A 16,184-nucleotide genomic window follows, 5' to 3' on the forward strand; every position below is an offset into this window, starting at 1 on the left:
TCCTTGCTCTTTCAATTTTGAGTTTTGCTTATCATAACACATTTTCCAAAATTTCCATAAAATAATCCTCAAACAAAAAAGAGCCTGCCTTTTAAAATAAAGGCATGACTCCTATTTTTATGAATTATCGAATTGTTAACAGCTTATTGTTTATAGAAAAGCTGCTGATAGTAAGCGATGGCAAAATCAAAAAAGTACATTAGCGAAAATCTTTCTGAGGAAAATCCTGTTTTGTCATGAGTGTCACCATTTAAATAATAAACAATATCAGCATTTTCTAAAAGGTCTTCATCCTGATTATGTGTTATTAGGATGATTTTCGCCTTCGTTTTTGTCAGCTTTGTCATTAATTCCTCATTGCCTTTAACAAATCTTCCCGACGGACTTGCAACAATCGCAACGGAATTTTCATCTAAGTCGTCCATATCTGTCTTTTGTTCCTGCACATCTGAATAAGCGCTTACAAATTTTCCTAATCTTACAAGCCTGAATTGAAAATCCTGTGCCATTGCTTGAGACAGCTGTGTGCCATAAAAAGAAACCTTATTAGCATGGTGAATGCATTCCATAATGCCCTGCACCTTTTCGACATCAATAATATTCTCTGATGCCTTCAGCCAGCCGACAATCTTTTCATAAAGCACTTTTTGCAGGACTTCGCCAATCTGCTCTGGATTATCCACTTTCTGCGACTGGAAAGCTGGTGACGCATCCATCACACTTATTTTGGCATAATCCTTAAATTCCTGAAAGTTCTTGTAGCCAATCCTGCGGCAAAACCTCGTAACAGCAGCAGGTGAAGTAAAGCAGGAATCTGCCAATGCACTTATATTCATATCTGGAATCTTATAAACATCGCCTAGCAATTTCAATGCAATGAAATAATTCGTATCCCTCGTTTTATGATTATTAATAAAGTCCAACAATCTAAATATAATATCCTTCATCTTTATCACCACTTGCTTCATAGTTGTACAGCTAAAATGAAAACCCTGCCATCTTTCCTAGTTTTATTTTGATTTCATAAGAATGAAAAAGCAAGTCTTTTGATACATACAAAAAAAACCACTCTATTTAACAGAGCAGTTTTCTATGTATATTTCTCTTACTTTTTACTGCGGAGCTCTTTAATCACTGCCATAACATCCATCTCTCCAAGCTCGCCATCAAGGGCATCCTTGTATGTATGATAGGCAGAATTTCCAATCGCATTTAATTCTCCTGTTTCCTTAGCAAGACGCAAATCCTTTGCCATATGCTTCAATGCAAAGGCAGCCGGATACTCATCCTTTAGAATGGCTGGTGTTTTCATTTTAGAAATCGCCGTTCCTACTGCACTCTCATTAATGATTGTGAGCATGTCTTCTATTTGAATTCCTTGTTTTTCGGCAAACAGTACAGATTCAGCAATTCCTTGCACAGTAATGCTAAGAAGCAGGTTGATTGCAAGCTTCGCATTGCTGCCAGATCCGCTTTCTCCTAAGTAAATGGACATTTTGCACATCGGCTCAAACAATTCCTTCACCGAGTTAAAAGTTTCCTCTTCGCCACCTGCAAGCACAAGCAATTTGCCTTCCTTTGCAGGAGCAACACTTCCAGACACAGGAGCATCTACAAAGCCGATTCCCTTCTCCTTCGCCGCTGCATAGACCTGCTGCGACGTAGATGGTGCGACCGTGCTCATATCAATGAAAACCTGTCCCTTCTTTGCTGAATCCAGCAGTCCTTTTGAAAAATATAAATCCTTAACTGCTTCATCATCAGAAACCATCGTGAAAATAACATCACTGCTTTGCACAAGCTCTTCAAGGGATTGCGCTTGTATTGCTCCAGCTTCAATCAGCTCACTTGCCTTTGATGCTGTTCTGTTAAAAACTGTCACACTGTAACCTGCCTTCAACAGATTTAAGGAGATTGGCACACCCATATTTCCTAAACCGATCCATCCTAACTGCATTATTAAAGCACCATCCTTGTGGATTATTTTTCTTATATTTTACCATAATATCCATTAGCAGTGACTGGGTTGCGATAAGCGATAATCATGAAAAATAGTCAAGAATGAGAGAAGTCAGCAGCCCTAAGGCAGTAATTAATCCTGTAACAGATCCACCTTCTTCATATGCTTCTGGCATCATCGTCGAGCCTACCATGGCAATAATTCCCCCGCCGGCAAACGCACCTATTCCAGCCATTAATTCTTCTGAAGCATGATCAAGGAAAACATAGCCGCAGAAGGAGCTCGCTGTTGAGATTACTAGCACACTGATCCACAGTACGAGAATCTTCTTTTTAGAATAGTTGCTTTTCAGCAGCCCAGTTGTACTAGAAAGTCCTTCTGGAATATTGCTGATAAAGATGGCGATCACAAGCAAAGCACTCACACTGTTTTGTCCTATTAAACTGGCCCCAATCATAATCGACTCAGGAATCGCATCCATAACTGTCCCAATAAAAATCGCCAGCCCTGATTGATTGCCCTCTTTGTCACCAGAAGACCTTTTCCTGTCCTTCGCACCATTTCGCGATACAAGCAAATCCAATACAAAAAAGACAACTGCCCCAGCCAAAAATCCTATACCTGTCGGCAGCAAACCTCCGCTTTCCACCGCATCACCAAGGAGCTCATATGTAGAAGCACCAATTAACACTCCTGTACCGAATGCCATTATAAAGCCTATTATCCTCTTTTTAATCGGCAGTAATAGTGCAGCTAAAGCACCTAATAAAACAGCCGAGCCAGAAATACCGCCCCACATCGCTGCAGACCACATGCGTAACCCTCCTTATTCTTATGTCTTTTTATATCTTTCTCTTTTTTTGTTCTATTAAAACCAGTGGTTGGTTTGGCAGAACTACAACAATGGAAATTTTCTCCATATAGTAAATTTGTGGTTATCTTAACATCATTAATTAGGAAAAAGCTTCTATATTCTCTCAGCAAACACTAACCACACTGCCCCTCCCTCGAATCTGCTATAATATTTTTAAAATAACTTATGAAAGGAGGACAACTCGATGCTAAACAGCGACAGTTCTATCCCGCTCTATTTACAGTTGAAGCAGGCCATAACGGAGAACATTAATCGCGGGGTATATTTGCAAGGTGAAAAGCTGCCGACAGAAACGGAGCTTTGTGAGGCTTATAATGTCAGCAGAATTACTGTCCGTAAAGCAGTGCTGGATTTGGTTGAGGAAGGTCTGCTTGTAAGGCAGCAAGGCAAGGGGACTTTTGTGAAGCGGCCAAAGCTGAAGAGAGAGCTTGTTTCTGTGAATGGCTATTCAGAATATATGGTGTCATCGGGAAATACACCGCATTACAAGCTGCTTTCTTATACGATTAAAGAGGCTTCAAAAGATATTTCTGAGAAGCTGAATATTCCAATCGGCTGTAATGTGCTGGAGCTGAGAAGAATTCTGTACCGTGATAAGGAGCCTCTGTCTTATGAAATTTCGACTTATTCTCTCGATCTGTTTCCTGATTTGGATCAGCATATTTCAGAGGATGTTTCCATGCACGGCATTTTAAGGGATAAATATGATGTTGCTCCTGCCCGTAACAATAAGATTCTGAATGTAGTCTTTGCGAGTTTTGAAGAAGCTGAGGCTTTAAGCTGCGGTATAAGTGATGCTTTATATGAACTAGAGAAGATTGCGTATAATGATGAACAGGTGGCTATTTATATGTCTATTCTTTACTATCACACAAATCATGTCAGCTTTACGATTTCAAGCCCCTTTGACCAACAATAGGCTGGCATCTCTTGATGCCAGCCTTAGTTTGTTTCCTCCTATTAATATTCCAATTTCCACATATATCTTCTTTTTGTAAGAGGATGATTGCGGACGATTGCCAGCTGCTCTGCATAAACTCGGATGACTCCAGAAATCAACATTGGATTAAAGTAGTCGACTACTTCGCTTGAAATCGCGGAGCCAAGGCCAAAGTCTTTCGCATCCACAACCGTTGTTTTTGCATCAAAGCGCTGGAGGAATTCTAATGCTCTCGCATCCATGCTTCTTGTTCTGCCGTCATTCATCAGCAAAAGGAATGGCACGTCTTTATCCACCACTTCGAATGGGCCGTGGAAGAACTCTCCGTCATGGAATGTGCCTGAATTAATCCATTGCATTTCCATCAGCAAGCAAATCGAGAAGGAATAAGCTACCTCATGTGTGGCACCGCTGCTCATTACATAGATGACTTCATCATCCTTATACGCATCAGCAAAATTTCTAGCTTGTGGAACAACAGAAGCTACTGCATTGTTTATCAAGCCATAAATTTTATCAAAGCCATCGAGCATTTTTTCGTAATGCTCATATCCTTCAAATTGATTCAATATTTCTGTTGCCAAACCTAATACTTTTGTCATTTTCTCCATTTTAGCTGCATAGCTCTCATGAAAGCCATGGTACACAACATATTCAGCATCTGATGTAATAGCTGAATCTTCCACATGTGTAACGGCAATGACATGTGCTCCTCTTTCCTTAGCAAGAGAAGTTGCTTCGACTGTTTCCGGAGTAGCTCCTCCTAGTGAGCATGTAATAACAATGCTTGTGTCATCAACTGAAACAGGTGTAGCAAAGTTAAATTCATTCGCAGTATAAAGACTTGTTCTAAGCTGTCTTGCATTTCCTTCTAAAAAGTATTTGGCCGGATACAGCTCCGCTTTGGATGCACCGCACCCAACGAAGAATACACTTTTAATTTCGGGTTGTTGTTCCTTAATAGCTGAGATAATTCTATTCAATTCCATTTTTTCATTCCTCCTAAAGTTTTGATATATATTGTGACAGGCAGCAATGCTGCCGAATTCCCATTTTTCAATTGCTGAAATAAGGTTCAAATGCCTTCATATTGCGCTTGTCATGTTCACCAGGATTTGTGAAATATCTGGAGTCAGTAATTTCTTGGCCTAAATAGCCTGTATAGCCGTATTGCTTCAGCGTGGCCAGAAATTCGCCGAGGTTATGATGACCATCTCCCCAAATCAAATGGCCATAAGGATTGCCGTCAACAAAATGAGTATGGATGATGTTCGCCCCAAAGACATCGAACCAGTCTTGCAATGTTTCCCCTGCAACACCCATTGCAGTTGTGTCTACCAGAATCTTCATATGTGGATGATTAATTTCATCAAACATTCTTTTCGCATCATTCACCGTAATAACAAGATTGGATTCTTCTGGCCGCAAGCTTTCGAGCGCCAAAGTGACACCTTCCCTTTCAGCCGTTGCGGTGAGTCTGGACAGCATTTCACTGGATCGCTTCCACGCTTCCTCTCGATCTTCATCAAGATAGCCCCAGCCTGAATTGCACTGCATGATTTCACAGCCCAGCTCAGCAGCTGCTTTAATGCCATTAGAGAAATATTCAAAGCTTTTTTCAAAGATTTCCGGCTTTGTTGCCGCGAACTGGTATTGGTACATACAGTTTTCCGGAGTGAAACAGACGAGCTGCAAGCCTCTTTCTACTAGCTTTTTCTTAAGAACCTTGCAGTCAGAATAGACCGTCGGATCTAAATAATAATGGGGAACTCCCGTCCAGAATTCGATAGATTGGATTCCTGCTGCAACTTGTGCATCCAAAAAGGAGTCGAGCGAGTAACGCATATAATGAATATTCATACCTGCTACTTGGTCTCTTCTTATAAAAGACATCCTTTATACCCTCCTTGTATAGTTATACCGTTTCATATACCTTGCCGTATCCGAAGGAGCCGTCTACTAAGCATTGGTTTGAAGCGAAATCAGCGGCTGTCTGCAAGCTTTTCTTAATCGCAGCATCCCTGCCTTCTTGCCCTTTTCCATTTAAATAATGGATAATGAAGGAGGTGATAAATGAATCTCCTGCCCCCATCGTATCGACAGCTTTTACAAGCTTTGGCTCCTGCATATAAAATCTTGCTCCATCAAAAAGCAAAGCTCCCTTTTCACCCAGTGTGCATAATACAAGCTCGCATCCTAAATCGATTGTTTTGGTCATTAAGTTTAAAATATGGTCTAATTTCATATGACTGCAGGAATAATAGGCAAAATCTATTTGGGGTGCAATCTGATTGACCTGTTCTTTGGTGAAATCAGACGAAAAATCAAAGCCGATTGGCACTCCCAGTGCTTTTATTTTCGATAATTCCTTTTCTGCGAAACCGTAAAGCCCTGTATGCACTAAATCAAATGTGCTTATATAACGATAATCTTCGTCTGTCAGGTTCAAGCCGTATTCCCGGAGAACGCCGCAGCGATTGCTGCCAATAAACACCCTGTCTCCATCCACTAGCGTTACTCTGGCACAGCCATTTTCCCCTTCATACACTTTGCTTCGGGAAACATCTAATCCAATTTCCTTAATGCTTGCTTGAACATGGTCTGCTTCTTTATCTGTTCCAAAAGCTCCTAAGAAGGCTGCTGCTGCGCCAAACCGCTGTGCATATACGGCAAAGTTGAGCGCGTTGCCCCCGGGATACATCGTTTGAGTATGTTCATATTTATCGACGACATTATCGCCTATTCCGATTACTTTCAGCATAAATCCCACCTCATTTAAAGAACTTTTGATAGAAAATCGATGGTTCTTGGATGCTCAGGCTTCGCAAAGAAATCTTGCGGGTTATTTTCCTCAAGGATTTTTCCTTGATCGATAAATAAAATCCTGTCTCCGACCTCTTTGGCAAAGCCCATTTCATGTGTTACAACAACCATTGTCATTCCTTCCTTTGCAAGATCCTTCATGACGGCAAGAACCTCTCCGACCATCTCTGGATCAAGTGCTGATGTCGGCTCATCAAACAGCATCACTTCCGGCTGCATCGCCAAAGCCCGGGCAATGGCAATCCGTTGCTGCTGCCCGCCTGAAAGAGAGGATGGGTAAACATCCATTTTCTCCAAAAGTCCAACTTTTTTTAACAGTCCGATTGCCAAGTCCTTTGCCGCTCCTGTCTTCAATCCCTTTACACGGACAGGTGCATGGCAGATGTTTTGACAAACGGTTTTATGAGGGAAAAGATTGAATTGCTGAAAGACCATCCCCATCTTCTCCCTGACTTTATCAATATTGGTATCCTTCGATGTGATGTCCTGCTCATTCACATAAATATGACCGCTTGTCGGTATTTCAAGAAGATTTAAACAGCGCAGTAACGTGCTTTTTCCAGAACCGGAAGGACCGATAATGACGACAACCTCCCCCTTTTGGATGGTTACATCAATGCCTTTGAGCACTTCACTTTTCCCATAGCTTTTATGCAAGTTTTTAACGCCTATCACTTGTTTTCAGTCTCCTTTCAACCACTGCCAACAGTCTCGACAATGTAAAAGTCATGATTAAATAGCCAATAGAGGCAATGATGATTGGCTCTAATCCTAATGCCGTATTTCCTCTGACAATCGTTGTTTTGTACATTAGCTCTGCAACACCGATAATAGACACGATAGACGAGTCCTTAATGCTGCCGATAAACTGATTTCCAAGTGCTGGCAAAATATTCTTGAATGCTTGTGGAAGAATGATGTCAAACATTGCTTGTCTCTGACTCATACCAAGGCTTCTTGCTGCCTCCATTTGCCCAATGTTTACTGCATCAATTCCGGAGCGAATAGTTTCTGAAATATATGCTGCTGCATTAAGTGATAAAGCAATGGCGCCTACTGCCAGATCAGGAATGTCATAGCCGACGAACAACAGCGGCACCCCTATGTAAATGATGTAAATTTGTGCAAGCAGCGGTGTACCCCTGATAAACTCGACATATATATCGCCAATCCACCTTAAAACAGTAAATCTTGACCGCCTTAGCAGTGTCAGACCAACTCCAAAGATGCTTCCCAATATCACGGCAATGACAGCCAGGATAATAGTGATGTATGCCCCAGTTAAAAAGAACTGATAGTAATCCCCGAAAAATGAAAAGTTCATTGTGTCACCCCTTATCCCAAAACTGTCTCACATACAATATTTAGAGAAGGCAGCTCACAGCCCAATAAGGGGAAGCTGCCAGCCATGCTTATTAGCTATAACTACTAAACAATCAGTCTTCGAGCTCTACACCATCCATGGCATCTTTCAGCCATTTCTCATAATCTGGCTTAATTCTTTCAATTGTTCCATTGATAGCTTTCATAATTTCCTCATTTGTGCCATTCGGCATGGCAATGGCTGCACCAGCAGAAGGATCTTCATAGTAAACTTGACTTGCGACAATGCTGCTGTTTGCTTTAGCAAGGAGCGTTGCTGTCGGAATGTCAACAAGCACCGCATCGACTTTCTTGTTAGCTAAATCAAGCGACAGTTCAGTAGATTTCCCAAGAAGCTTTAGGGTTGCATCTGGCAGTTCACTTTCTAAAATAGCTTGCTGAACGGAAGTTTTAATTGCTCCTATCTTCTTATCTGCAAAATCCTCTTCAGACTTGTACTTGTCCAAATCTCCCTTCCTGACCATCATCACATTGCGCCCTTTATAGTAAACATCTGTAAAGTCAGCATTCTTTTCTCTTTCCTCTGTCGGGCTCATCGCCGAAATAATCATGTCAATCTTTCCGCTTTGCAGTGCGACAAGCAGCCCGTCAAAGTCCATATCCTTAATCTCGTACTCGACCCCTAAATCTTTTGCTACCTCATCAAGTAGTTTAATGTCCGACCCGACAATTTTGTCCTCTCCATTCTCGACAAGATGGTATTCATATGGCGGGGTTGCAGCCATTGTGCCTACGACAATCTTTCCTTTTTTCTGCAGGTCTTCCAGACTGTCGACAGCGCCGCTTGAACTAGTAGCCGATGAAGATCCACATGCTGCTAAAGCCAAAATAGTTGTTCCTGCCATCATTAATGTTGTCATTGCTTTAAAGAGCCTTTTCTTCATTCATTTCTCCCCCATTTAAATAATAGTTTTATCTAACTCGGTAATAAGACTAAATATTCAAATAACTCTTTAGAAAAATTTACGGCTATTTTACTGTCCTTGCTTATCAGCTAATATTTCAACTGATACATATAAAGCTCCTTACAATTAAAACGAGTAATCCTGTATTCTCCAACAGTTGTTTTTCATCTATTTGTTATATAACGTTATATAACGTTATAATAATACCCACGCTAACACCTGTCAATATTATTCTGAAAATTTCTACTAAACTAAAAATTAATCGTACTTTCCTCCCAAAACAAAAAAAAGATAGAGCATTATACTCTATCTCTACTAAAATATTAAACTTTCATCAGGCTGTATGTCTGCCGCGCAGTGTCCAAATTTGATAAACCATCATTGCAGATTTAATGACTGTCAAATAAGTCAGCACAACCCAGCCTCCCATCAAGTACGGTTCAACATTTGCTTGCACAGAAGCGCTCGTTAAGAAATCGCGTTTATCGTAGCATAAGTAAGCAATTAACGCTACGCCAAGTATACTTAATAAAATACCTTGTGCCAGTTTACTTTTTGTTTTCCCTGATTCTGCTGCATATTGGTTTGCCCAGCCGTCCTTCTTGTTGGCGGAAAGCTTACCGAGCCATACTTGGCCAAATGTCATTAAGTTAACCCATAAATACATTTCGGGACTTATCAATAACCCTGCCATCACCACATCTATCGGTCGATACATCGGTGTTTTTATCGCAAGAATTATATTTAACACAGATGCAAGGGCAATAGGTGTCAGCCATATCCATGACCAATAATACTGGTCTGTTGCAAGGGCGAGCGCTAGCAAGACGATAAACATCACACGAATAAGCAAGTCGGAAAAGAGCTTAACCTGATTTCGCCAAATTTTCCCCTTATGTCTTGTCTTCACACTCAAATCTTTATTTGTCAGCAAGTCCACCGTTCCTGAATTCCATTTATTCCGCTGCTCCCGGAAGGTATGATAAGAACGCATCGCATCAACAAAGCAGCGTCCTTCAGGGCTGATTAACGTTTTCCAGCCGGATTTCTGCAGCTGCCAAGTAAGCAGCATATCCTCTACATCACTGTCATTTTGCCACGGTCCATCAAGTTTATTATCATTCACAACCTCCTGCAAAGCTTCAGGTCTGAACAATGTTGCCTGACCGCCAAGAACATAAGTGCTTCCGCCATGGTATTGAAGATCAAGGAGCCAGCTCGCCATATCCTGCTTCTGCTGATGTGTCCACCATCTTGCCATCGGTCCGCCATATTCTCCGTTTGCAATCTTTTCTTCATAGAAAACATCGTCCTTGCTCAGCAAGCTTTTCTTCTTAGGCATGCGCATCGTATACTTGGCCATAACGCCGCCAATATTTCGTGCGCTCATCAGGCCTTCCCATAAATGCTTTAAGCAATTAGGAGCAAGCCTGCTGTCTGCATCCATTCCAAGCACGCCTTTAATGCTTTGTTTATAGATGATTTGCGAGTCTGTCAGCTCTTTATCGTAAATATCTAGCAAATCGCCGTATAACAGCTTCCAACCAGAATTCAACGCACCAACTTTACGGAGCTTGTTTCCGTCTGTCACGATGACCTTTAAGTTCAGATTGAATTCCTCACCTGCTGCAATGGCTCTCTCCTCTGTGCGATCAGAACAATTATCAGCAATAACATAAACATCAAGGTCTACACCTTTTGGCAATGTTTGATCTCTTAAGCCAGCAAGGCAATCTCGAATCGAATTTTCCTCATTATGAGCAGGAATCAACGCAATGATCCGCGGCCTCATATATGTTTTTTTTACACCTGGCATACTAAAAATCGACATTCTACCTTGTTCTCTTTGTACTAATAATGACATATGAATTCACCAACTCTCTCTTTTTTGTTTTATAGAAAACGTATCGTTTGCTTGTTCTTTAAAAAGAACGTTTCAACCAAAAAAATAGGAAAAAGAAACTGTTCTATATTTTTCTTTCAGTTGTTCTTAACTAAGAACATATTAACATCTCTCTATTGCAGCGTCAATTTATTTTATAAATAAACCGACAAAAAATTAAGTGAACCATTCGTGAAATCCTTATCATAACCTTTGTAAAGGCAAATAAATTATTTCTTTATAAAGAACAGCTGGTTTTTACTATTATGATTATTAAATATTGTATTCCCGCCAGTATTTCATTATTATTAATGCAGCAAAGATTATAGTAAGTTTTAATGAAAGGATTGCCCATGATTGAGTTAAAAAACGTTTATAAAACATTTATACAAAAAGACAACGAAGTGCAGGCATTAAAAAATATAAATCTTAAGGTGGAAACAGGAGATATCTTTGGTGTCATCGGCTTTAGCGGTGCTGGCAAAAGCACGCTCATCCGCCTTGTTAATCTGCTGGAGCGGCCGACTAAAGGAGAGGTAATCGTTGGCGGTCAATCTCTGCTAGACCTTAACAGTAAACAGCTGCGGACAGCAAAGAAGCAAATTGGCATGGTTTTTCAGCATTTTAACTTATTAGAATCAAAGAGTGTGTTTGACAATATAGCAATACCTCTTATTCTGCAAAAAAGAAAAAAGGGAGAGATCCGCAAGCGGGTTATGGAGCTTCTTGAGTTTGTCGGCCTGGCAGACAAGGAGAAAGCTTATCCTAATGAATTATCGGGCGGACAGAAACAGCGTGTCGGCATTGCAAGAGCACTTGCCACCAATCCTTCTGTCCTGTTATGCGATGAGGCAACATCCGCTTTAGACCCGCAAACGACAAGGTCAATCCTCCGGCTGTTAAAGCGAATTAATGAAGAATATAATATTACGGTTATGATTATTACCCATGAAATGGCTGTCATTCAGGAAATCTGCAATAAGGTTGCCGTTATGGAACAAGGAGAGATTATTGAACAAGGCACTGTTCTTGACGTATTCTCCAATCCTGCTCATCACACTACCAAAAGCTTTGTGAGCACGATTGTTCAGCATGATCTTCCTGCAAGCATGAAAGGCAAATACAAAAACGAGCCTGGCAGCAGATTAGTTAAGCTAGAGTTTCTCGGAAGTGAAATGGCACAGCCATTTCTTTATGAATTAGTTACTCGCTTTGGAGTAAGTCCGAGAATATTGTTTGCCAACACGGTCGAAATTCAGGAGCATTTGATCAGCACAATGACTGTCACACTGAGTGGCGAAGACGAACAGATTATAACAGCACTTTCTTATTTAAAAGAACAAGGAATACAAGTGAAGGAGGTGGCTGAATAATGTTTGATACATTTATAACGACAGATTTATTTATGCAGGCAATCGTCGAAACTTTATATATGGTAGGATGGTCGCTTTTAATAGGTACCTTGATTGGAGGACCGCTCGGTATCCTGCTTGTTGTAACAAGAAAAGGCGGGGTCTTGGAAAACAGGCTCTTGTATAATATCCTGAATCCGATCATAAATATTATCCGCTCCCTGCCATTTATTATCCTGCTGATTGCCATCATTCCCTTTACCAGATTTGTCGTCCAAACGACGATTGGGACAGAAGCAGCGATTGTGCCGCTGATTATTTATATTGCACCATACATAGCCAGACTTGTTGAGAATTCCATCTTAGAAGTGAACCCTGGTATTTTAGAAGCTGCTGAATCAATGGGAGCAACTCCCTTTCAAGTTATCTGGTATTTTCTGCTGCCAGAGGCCTTCGGTTCGCTCATCCTCTCGATTACAACGGCAGCAATCGGCTTGCTTGGTGCGACTGCAATGGCCGGAACAGTCGGCGGCGGCGGTGTCGGCAGCCTTGCGTTAACATATGGCTATCAGCGTTTTGACACATTCGTTATGGTAATAACAGTGATCGTCCTTATTATTCTTGTCCAAGTGATTCAATCTCTAGGAACCTTTTTAGCCCGTAAAGTTCGGAGAAGATAAAAAAAACACAAAAAAACTGACCGCTTCAATAGGTCAGTTTTTTTGGTTGTTACGAAAATTTCCATATTTACGTGCATTCATTTAATAGAAGCCACAATTCTAAATGGTAAAATAAGATAAAAGGAGTTGGTCTGATGTTTTTTAAAGAAGATAAAAATTTCGACAGGGTAAGTATAAATATAGCAAGCTATTCTGCTTTTATTTATTGGGGAATTTTTTTACTTATTAACGGCTTTTACGAAACCTATGGAAAAGGGCCGCTAGTCAATTCCCTATTTCTGCTGAATTCGGGATTAGTCATCTTTTTCACTAGTGAAATACTTGCTAAATGGATAAGAAAAAGAAGAACCAATGCATGATTCTTCCTTGTGAGTACTACCCTATTTCTTCAACAATTCCAGCACTGTCTCCAACAGCAGGTTAACTCCTCTTTCACAATCCTCCCATAATGTCAGCTCTGCTTCGCAATGGCTTTTTCCATTAATGCTCGGCACAAACAGCATTGCTGTCGGAATGTAGCTGGCGATAAATTGGGCATCATGACCTGCGCCGCTTGCCATTTTTCGATACGAATATCCAAGCTGTTTAACGGCGTTTTCCATCACAGCTAGAATAGCTTCATCAAACCAGACAGTCGTCCGGTCCCACTGCTTCTCTGCCTTCATTGCACAGCCTTCTAAAGCAGAGACCTCTGTAAGACTCCCAATAATATTCTCCACTTCACGAATGACAGCTGGTTCCTTATGTCTGGCTTCTAAAGTGAAGACAACTTTATTCGGGATGACGGTGTGTATATTTGGGGAGATATTCATTCTTCCAATTGTGTATACAAGGTCATCTGCTAAAGCTCCGAGCCTTGTTCGTATCTCTGCGATAATATTATGACTTGCAAATAAGGCATCTTTTCTCATATCCATTGGTGTTGTTCCCGCATGGTCCGACTCACCTGTCACTTCTATTTCATAACAGACCATCCCGACAACACACTCCACAATGCCAATCGACAAGTTCTCACGCTCAAGCACTGGTCCTTGTTCAATATGCAATTCTAAAAATGCCGCTGCTTCCTTTAAACGGGACTCTTTTAGCCCTGCATACTCGATTTTGTTTAATGCCTCCTGAAAGGTAATACCAGCTGTATCTGTTTTTTTCAGCATGGTATCTTTCTCAAATTTGCCGGATAGAATGCCTGATGCCATCATTGATGGTTCAAACCTTGCTCCCTCTTCGTTAGTAAAGTTGATGACCGTTATCGGAACAGCAGGTTTTACATTGTTTTCAACAAGTGTGCGCACAACCTCAAGGCCTGCGGCAACACCGAGGACACCGTCAAAACGTCCGCCTTTTTTAACCGTATCGAGATGGGAGCCGATTGCTATCGGCGGCTTAGCCTCTTGGCCGGGAAGAGTCGCATACATATTGCCTAGATCATCAACTGTCACTGCCATGCCAAGCTCTTCACAACAATCGTAAAAATAATCCCTTGCTTGCCGGTCCTCCTCTGATAGAGACAGCCTTGTTACTCCATTGTTCTTTGTTCTGCCAAAGTCTGCAAATCTCTCTAATGAATCTTGCAATCTCTTGCCATTAATCAACAGCTTTTGCCCTTCCATGCTAACTCCTCCACTTCTTTAACTTATTTAGCAAAGTTTACTGCTTGCTGCTCTATCAGCTTTACAGCAAAATATTTCCGAGCATTCGCTGTTGATAGATGCACTGTTTCCATCTCTGCCTCTTCTTCCTTAGCATCTCGTTTTGCAAAATCTACAAACGCTCCATCTAAGTTCTCTGTTACTTTGGCGATTTTATACCCTTTTTCCAAGAGGATATCCATCTGCTCTCTCTCTTGCAGGAACTGCTCATAATCTGACATAAATCGAACCCTCCTTTTACACTCTTTCAGCAGCAGCATCTGTAATAACTTCTGCCTCTATGTCTGCTCCCTCTACTGCCCAATCGCGGCCTGCCGTTATTCCTAAATACTGGCTGTCATCTGGATCAACCATTTCTGCCTGCGGATATTTTTTGAACCACCAATATTTTGCTAAAATATAATAAAGCCCAGCACCAACCACAAAGCCGACAATAGAGGAATAAGCAGACAGCATGTTGGCGATGACTCCACCTACAATCCAGGAAATGAAGCCTGCCAGATTAAAACCTTTCAAATAGCGGAACTGGCCGTCTTTTTCATATAAGTCCTGCACATTCACTCTCCTTTTACGAAGCAAATAATAATCGGCGAACAAGATGCCGACAATGCTAGTAAGAATCCCGCCAATTACAAGCAGAGCACTGTTAAGAACAGTAAACAAACTCCAAGGCTGGGCGAGCATGCCGATGATGCCAGCAAGGACAACTCCCACCCAGAAGGGCATTTTCGGTCCGCCCACATTAGAAAAGATGGTCGCAGCCGGTATAACATTGGCCGATGTATTAGTTGACCACTGTGCAAGCACAATCATAAGCATTAGAACACCTAATGTAATTCCGCTTGCCGTTTCCTGAAGGGCGACAACAGGATCGGAGTTAGCTACAGCCATATAGGAAACAGCACCAATAATGATCATAAAGGTATTCACAATTGGCATGATGATAATGCTGCCCAACAGCTGTGTTTTGTTTCTTTTAAACCAATTTCGTTCCTTTTTCGGTGCCCGGAAATAGCGGGAAAGTGTTGGCATATCGGCTGCAAGGGTAGCCCAAAAACCCATATTGCTCATAACGACAACCATAAAGGCAGTAAATGCTGCTCCCCCTGTGACTGGACTTTCCACCCATGTCCAGATATTCTTTCCCTGCTCTACCGCTTTGTCAGACAAAGCAATATACATCCAGCAGGAAATTAAGATAATAATAGGGGCAGCCAAATCGGCAAAGCGTTCGATTGACTTGATGCCAAGAGAAGTATTAATCAGCTGGAATGCTGCAAACAGCAAGAAACAAATAAACCAATTATCAAAACCAAATAATAGATTCAAAATGGCATTGATTGCTGTCGAGCCAAAATAGGTGTTAATCCCAAACCAGCATGCGGCAGTGATGCCGCGGACAATCGATGGAATATGAGTTCCGATTGTTCCAAACGGCGCCCGCATATAGACAGGAAAGGAAAGGCCATGCTCAACTCCAATATCACCGATGATGGTCATTAATACTCCAATTGCCACAGACCCAAGAAGTGTTGCCAATATCACCAGGCCAAGGGGCAGGTGTATAATTGCGCCTCCTCCAATTGCAAAAGCTGCCAGCACGATGGCCATACCGACCCAGATGACGGCAAATCCAAACGGACCAATATTCCGTTCACTTGAAGCAATCGGCAATAAATCAGGTGATCGTAAATAATTGCTTTTCTTTTCCATACCTATCTTCACCCGCCTAA

The 16,184-nt window shown here is 41.5% G+C and carries 17 protein-coding genes; 4 read left to right on the forward strand and 13 right to left on the reverse strand.

What is annotated here, in order from left to right; genetic code table 11:
• Window positions 1-143: 143 nt before the first annotated feature.
• The 3 genes from LXM54_RS13345 to LXM54_RS13355 all read right to left on the reverse strand — a co-directional run bounded on the left by LXM54_RS13345 (window position 144) and on the right by LXM54_RS13355 (window position 2,774).
• On the reverse strand, window positions 144-947 hold the full coding sequence (locus LXM54_RS13345) for a MurR/RpiR family transcriptional regulator (RefSeq protein WP_233315707.1): 804 nt from the start codon (window positions 945-947) through the stop codon (window positions 144-146).
• 158 nt (window positions 948-1,105) lie between these two features.
• Window positions 1,106-1,957 carry an NAD(P)-dependent oxidoreductase gene (locus LXM54_RS13350; RefSeq protein WP_233315708.1) on the reverse strand — a complete coding sequence of 284 codons (852 nt, stop codon included), beginning with the start codon at window positions 1,955-1,957 and terminating at the stop codon, window positions 1,106-1,108.
• 85 nt (window positions 1,958-2,042) lie between these two features.
• Window positions 2,043-2,774, reverse strand: coding sequence for a ZIP family metal transporter (locus LXM54_RS13355; RefSeq protein ID WP_233315709.1), 732 nt, complete (start codon window positions 2,772-2,774; stop codon window positions 2,043-2,045).
• A gap of 244 nt (window positions 2,775-3,018) precedes the next feature.
• Between LXM54_RS13355 and LXM54_RS13360 the strand changes: the two genes are divergently transcribed.
• Window positions 3,019-3,753, forward strand: coding sequence for a GntR family transcriptional regulator (locus LXM54_RS13360; protein ID WP_233315710.1), 735 nt, complete (start codon window positions 3,019-3,021; stop codon window positions 3,751-3,753).
• A 41-nt stretch (window positions 3,754-3,794) separates the two neighbouring features.
• Here LXM54_RS13360 and LXM54_RS13365 read toward each other — a convergent pair whose 3' ends face one another.
• The 7 genes from LXM54_RS13365 to LXM54_RS13395 all read right to left on the reverse strand — a co-directional run bounded on the left by LXM54_RS13365 (window position 3,795) and on the right by LXM54_RS13395 (window position 10,749).
• Window positions 3,795-4,763 (reverse strand): SIS domain-containing protein, encoded by a 969-nt coding sequence (locus LXM54_RS13365; RefSeq protein WP_233315711.1) that lies wholly within the window; start codon window positions 4,761-4,763, stop codon window positions 3,795-3,797.
• A gap of 67 nt (window positions 4,764-4,830) precedes the next feature.
• A complete protein-coding gene (locus LXM54_RS13370) occupies window positions 4,831-5,667 on the reverse strand; it encodes a sugar phosphate isomerase/epimerase family protein (RefSeq protein ID WP_233315712.1) in 837 nt (278 codons plus the stop codon).
• A 22-nt stretch (window positions 5,668-5,689) separates the two neighbouring features.
• Window positions 5,690-6,535, reverse strand: a complete 846-nt coding sequence (locus LXM54_RS13375; RefSeq protein ID WP_233315713.1) for a PfkB family carbohydrate kinase — start codon at window positions 6,533-6,535, stop codon at window positions 5,690-5,692.
• A gap of 14 nt (window positions 6,536-6,549) precedes the next feature.
• Window positions 6,550-7,272: an amino acid ABC transporter ATP-binding protein gene (locus LXM54_RS13380; protein WP_233315714.1), complete on the reverse strand. Its 723-nt coding sequence runs from the start codon at window positions 7,270-7,272 to the stop codon at window positions 6,550-6,552.
• On the reverse strand, window positions 7,259-7,921 hold the full coding sequence (locus LXM54_RS13385) for an amino acid ABC transporter permease (protein WP_233315715.1): 663 nt from the start codon (window positions 7,919-7,921) through the stop codon (window positions 7,259-7,261). The genes LXM54_RS13380 and LXM54_RS13385 overlap by 14 nt, the downstream gene beginning before the upstream one ends.
• Before the next feature lie 112 nt (window positions 7,922-8,033).
• The gene (locus LXM54_RS13390; protein ID WP_233315716.1) at window positions 8,034-8,864 is read right to left on the reverse strand and encodes a transporter substrate-binding domain-containing protein; all 831 of its coding nucleotides are present in this window, start codon (window positions 8,862-8,864) and stop codon (window positions 8,034-8,036) included.
• Window positions 8,865-9,219: 355 nt separating this feature from the next.
• On the reverse strand, window positions 9,220-10,749 hold the full coding sequence (locus tag LXM54_RS13395) for a glycosyltransferase family 2 protein (protein ID WP_233315717.1): 1,530 nt from the start codon (window positions 10,747-10,749) through the stop codon (window positions 9,220-9,222).
• A gap of 371 nt (window positions 10,750-11,120) precedes the next feature.
• Between LXM54_RS13395 and LXM54_RS13400 the strand changes: the two genes are divergently transcribed.
• From LXM54_RS13400 to LXM54_RS13410, 3 genes are all read left to right on the forward strand, one after another.
• Complete coding sequence (locus tag LXM54_RS13400; RefSeq protein WP_233315718.1) at window positions 11,121-12,140, forward strand: methionine ABC transporter ATP-binding protein; 1,020 nt, start codon at window positions 11,121-11,123, stop codon at window positions 12,138-12,140.
• Window positions 12,140-12,799, forward strand: coding sequence for a methionine ABC transporter permease (locus LXM54_RS13405; RefSeq protein ID WP_233315719.1), 660 nt, complete (start codon window positions 12,140-12,142; stop codon window positions 12,797-12,799). The genes LXM54_RS13400 and LXM54_RS13405 overlap by 1 nt, the downstream gene beginning before the upstream one ends.
• Window positions 12,800-12,933: 134 nt before the next feature.
• Window positions 12,934-13,158 carry a hypothetical protein gene (locus tag LXM54_RS13410; protein WP_233315720.1) on the forward strand — a complete coding sequence of 75 codons (225 nt, stop codon included), beginning with the start codon at window positions 12,934-12,936 and terminating at the stop codon, window positions 13,156-13,158.
• Window positions 13,159-13,179: 21 nt separating this feature from the next.
• Here LXM54_RS13410 and LXM54_RS13415 read toward each other — a convergent pair whose 3' ends face one another.
• From LXM54_RS13415 to LXM54_RS13425, 3 genes are read right to left on the reverse strand one after another with little or no spacing between them, the layout of a single operon-like run.
• A complete protein-coding gene (locus LXM54_RS13415; RefSeq protein ID WP_233315721.1) occupies window positions 13,180-14,412 on the reverse strand; it encodes a Zn-dependent hydrolase in 1,233 nt (410 codons plus the stop codon).
• A gap of 23 nt (window positions 14,413-14,435) precedes the next feature.
• Window positions 14,436-14,672: a hypothetical protein gene (locus LXM54_RS13420; protein WP_233315722.1), complete on the reverse strand. Its 237-nt coding sequence runs from the start codon at window positions 14,670-14,672 to the stop codon at window positions 14,436-14,438.
• Window positions 14,673-14,688: 16 nt separating this feature from the next.
• On the reverse strand, window positions 14,689-16,164 hold the full coding sequence (locus LXM54_RS13425) for an NCS1 family transporter (RefSeq protein WP_233315723.1): 1,476 nt from the start codon (window positions 16,162-16,164) through the stop codon (window positions 14,689-14,691).
• Between the last annotated feature and the right edge of the window lie 20 nt (window positions 16,165-16,184).

The sequence above is a fragment of the Bacillus sp. Au-Bac7 genome, from assembly GCF_021341655.1.
GTDB lineage: Bacteria > Bacillota > Bacilli > Bacillales > Cytobacillaceae > Niallia.

What these genes read in the sequence shown, in the direction of transcription:
- LXM54_RS13385 (WP_233315715.1), bottom strand. Translation starts at nt 7,921, where the DNA reads ATGAACTTTTCATTTTTCGGGGATTACTATCAGTTCTTTTTAACTGGG.
- LXM54_RS13420 (WP_233315722.1), bottom strand. Translation starts at nt 14,672, where the DNA reads ATGTCAGATTATGAGCAGTTCCTGCAAGAGAGAGAGCAGATGGATATC.
- LXM54_RS13345 (WP_233315707.1), bottom strand. Translation starts at nt 947, where the DNA reads ATGAAGGATATTATATTTAGATTGTTGGACTTTATTAATAATCATAAA.
- LXM54_RS13370 (WP_233315712.1), bottom strand. Translation starts at nt 5,667, where the DNA reads ATGTCTTTTATAAGAAGAGACCAAGTAGCAGGTATGAATATTCATTAT.
- LXM54_RS13410 (WP_233315720.1), top strand. Translation starts at nt 12,934, where the DNA reads ATGTTTTTTAAAGAAGATAAAAATTTCGACAGGGTAAGTATAAATATA.
- LXM54_RS13400 (WP_233315718.1), top strand. Translation starts at nt 11,121, where the DNA reads ATGATTGAGTTAAAAAACGTTTATAAAACATTTATACAAAAAGACAAC.
- LXM54_RS13405 (WP_233315719.1), top strand. Translation starts at nt 12,140, where the DNA reads ATGTTTGATACATTTATAACGACAGATTTATTTATGCAGGCAATCGTC.
- LXM54_RS13415 (WP_233315721.1), bottom strand. Translation starts at nt 14,412, where the DNA reads ATGGAAGGGCAAAAGCTGTTGATTAATGGCAAGAGATTGCAAGATTCA.
- LXM54_RS13350 (WP_233315708.1), bottom strand. Translation starts at nt 1,957, where the DNA reads ATGCAGTTAGGATGGATCGGTTTAGGAAATATGGGTGTGCCAATCTCC.
- LXM54_RS13355 (WP_233315709.1), bottom strand. Translation starts at nt 2,774, where the DNA reads ATGTGGTCTGCAGCGATGTGGGGCGGTATTTCTGGCTCGGCTGTTTTA.
- LXM54_RS13365 (WP_233315711.1), bottom strand. Translation starts at nt 4,763, where the DNA reads ATGGAATTGAATAGAATTATCTCAGCTATTAAGGAACAACAACCCGAA.
- LXM54_RS13360 (WP_233315710.1), top strand. Translation starts at nt 3,019, where the DNA reads ATGCTAAACAGCGACAGTTCTATCCCGCTCTATTTACAGTTGAAGCAG.
- LXM54_RS13390 (WP_233315716.1), bottom strand. Translation starts at nt 8,864, where the DNA reads ATGAAGAAAAGGCTCTTTAAAGCAATGACAACATTAATGATGGCAGGA.
- LXM54_RS13425 (WP_233315723.1), bottom strand. Translation starts at nt 16,164, where the DNA reads ATGGAAAAGAAAAGCAATTATTTACGATCACCTGATTTATTGCCGATT.
- LXM54_RS13395 (WP_233315717.1), bottom strand. Translation starts at nt 10,749, where the DNA reads ATGTCATTATTAGTACAAAGAGAACAAGGTAGAATGTCGATTTTTAGT.
- LXM54_RS13375 (WP_233315713.1), bottom strand. Translation starts at nt 6,535, where the DNA reads ATGCTGAAAGTAATCGGAATAGGCGATAATGTCGTCGATAAATATGAA.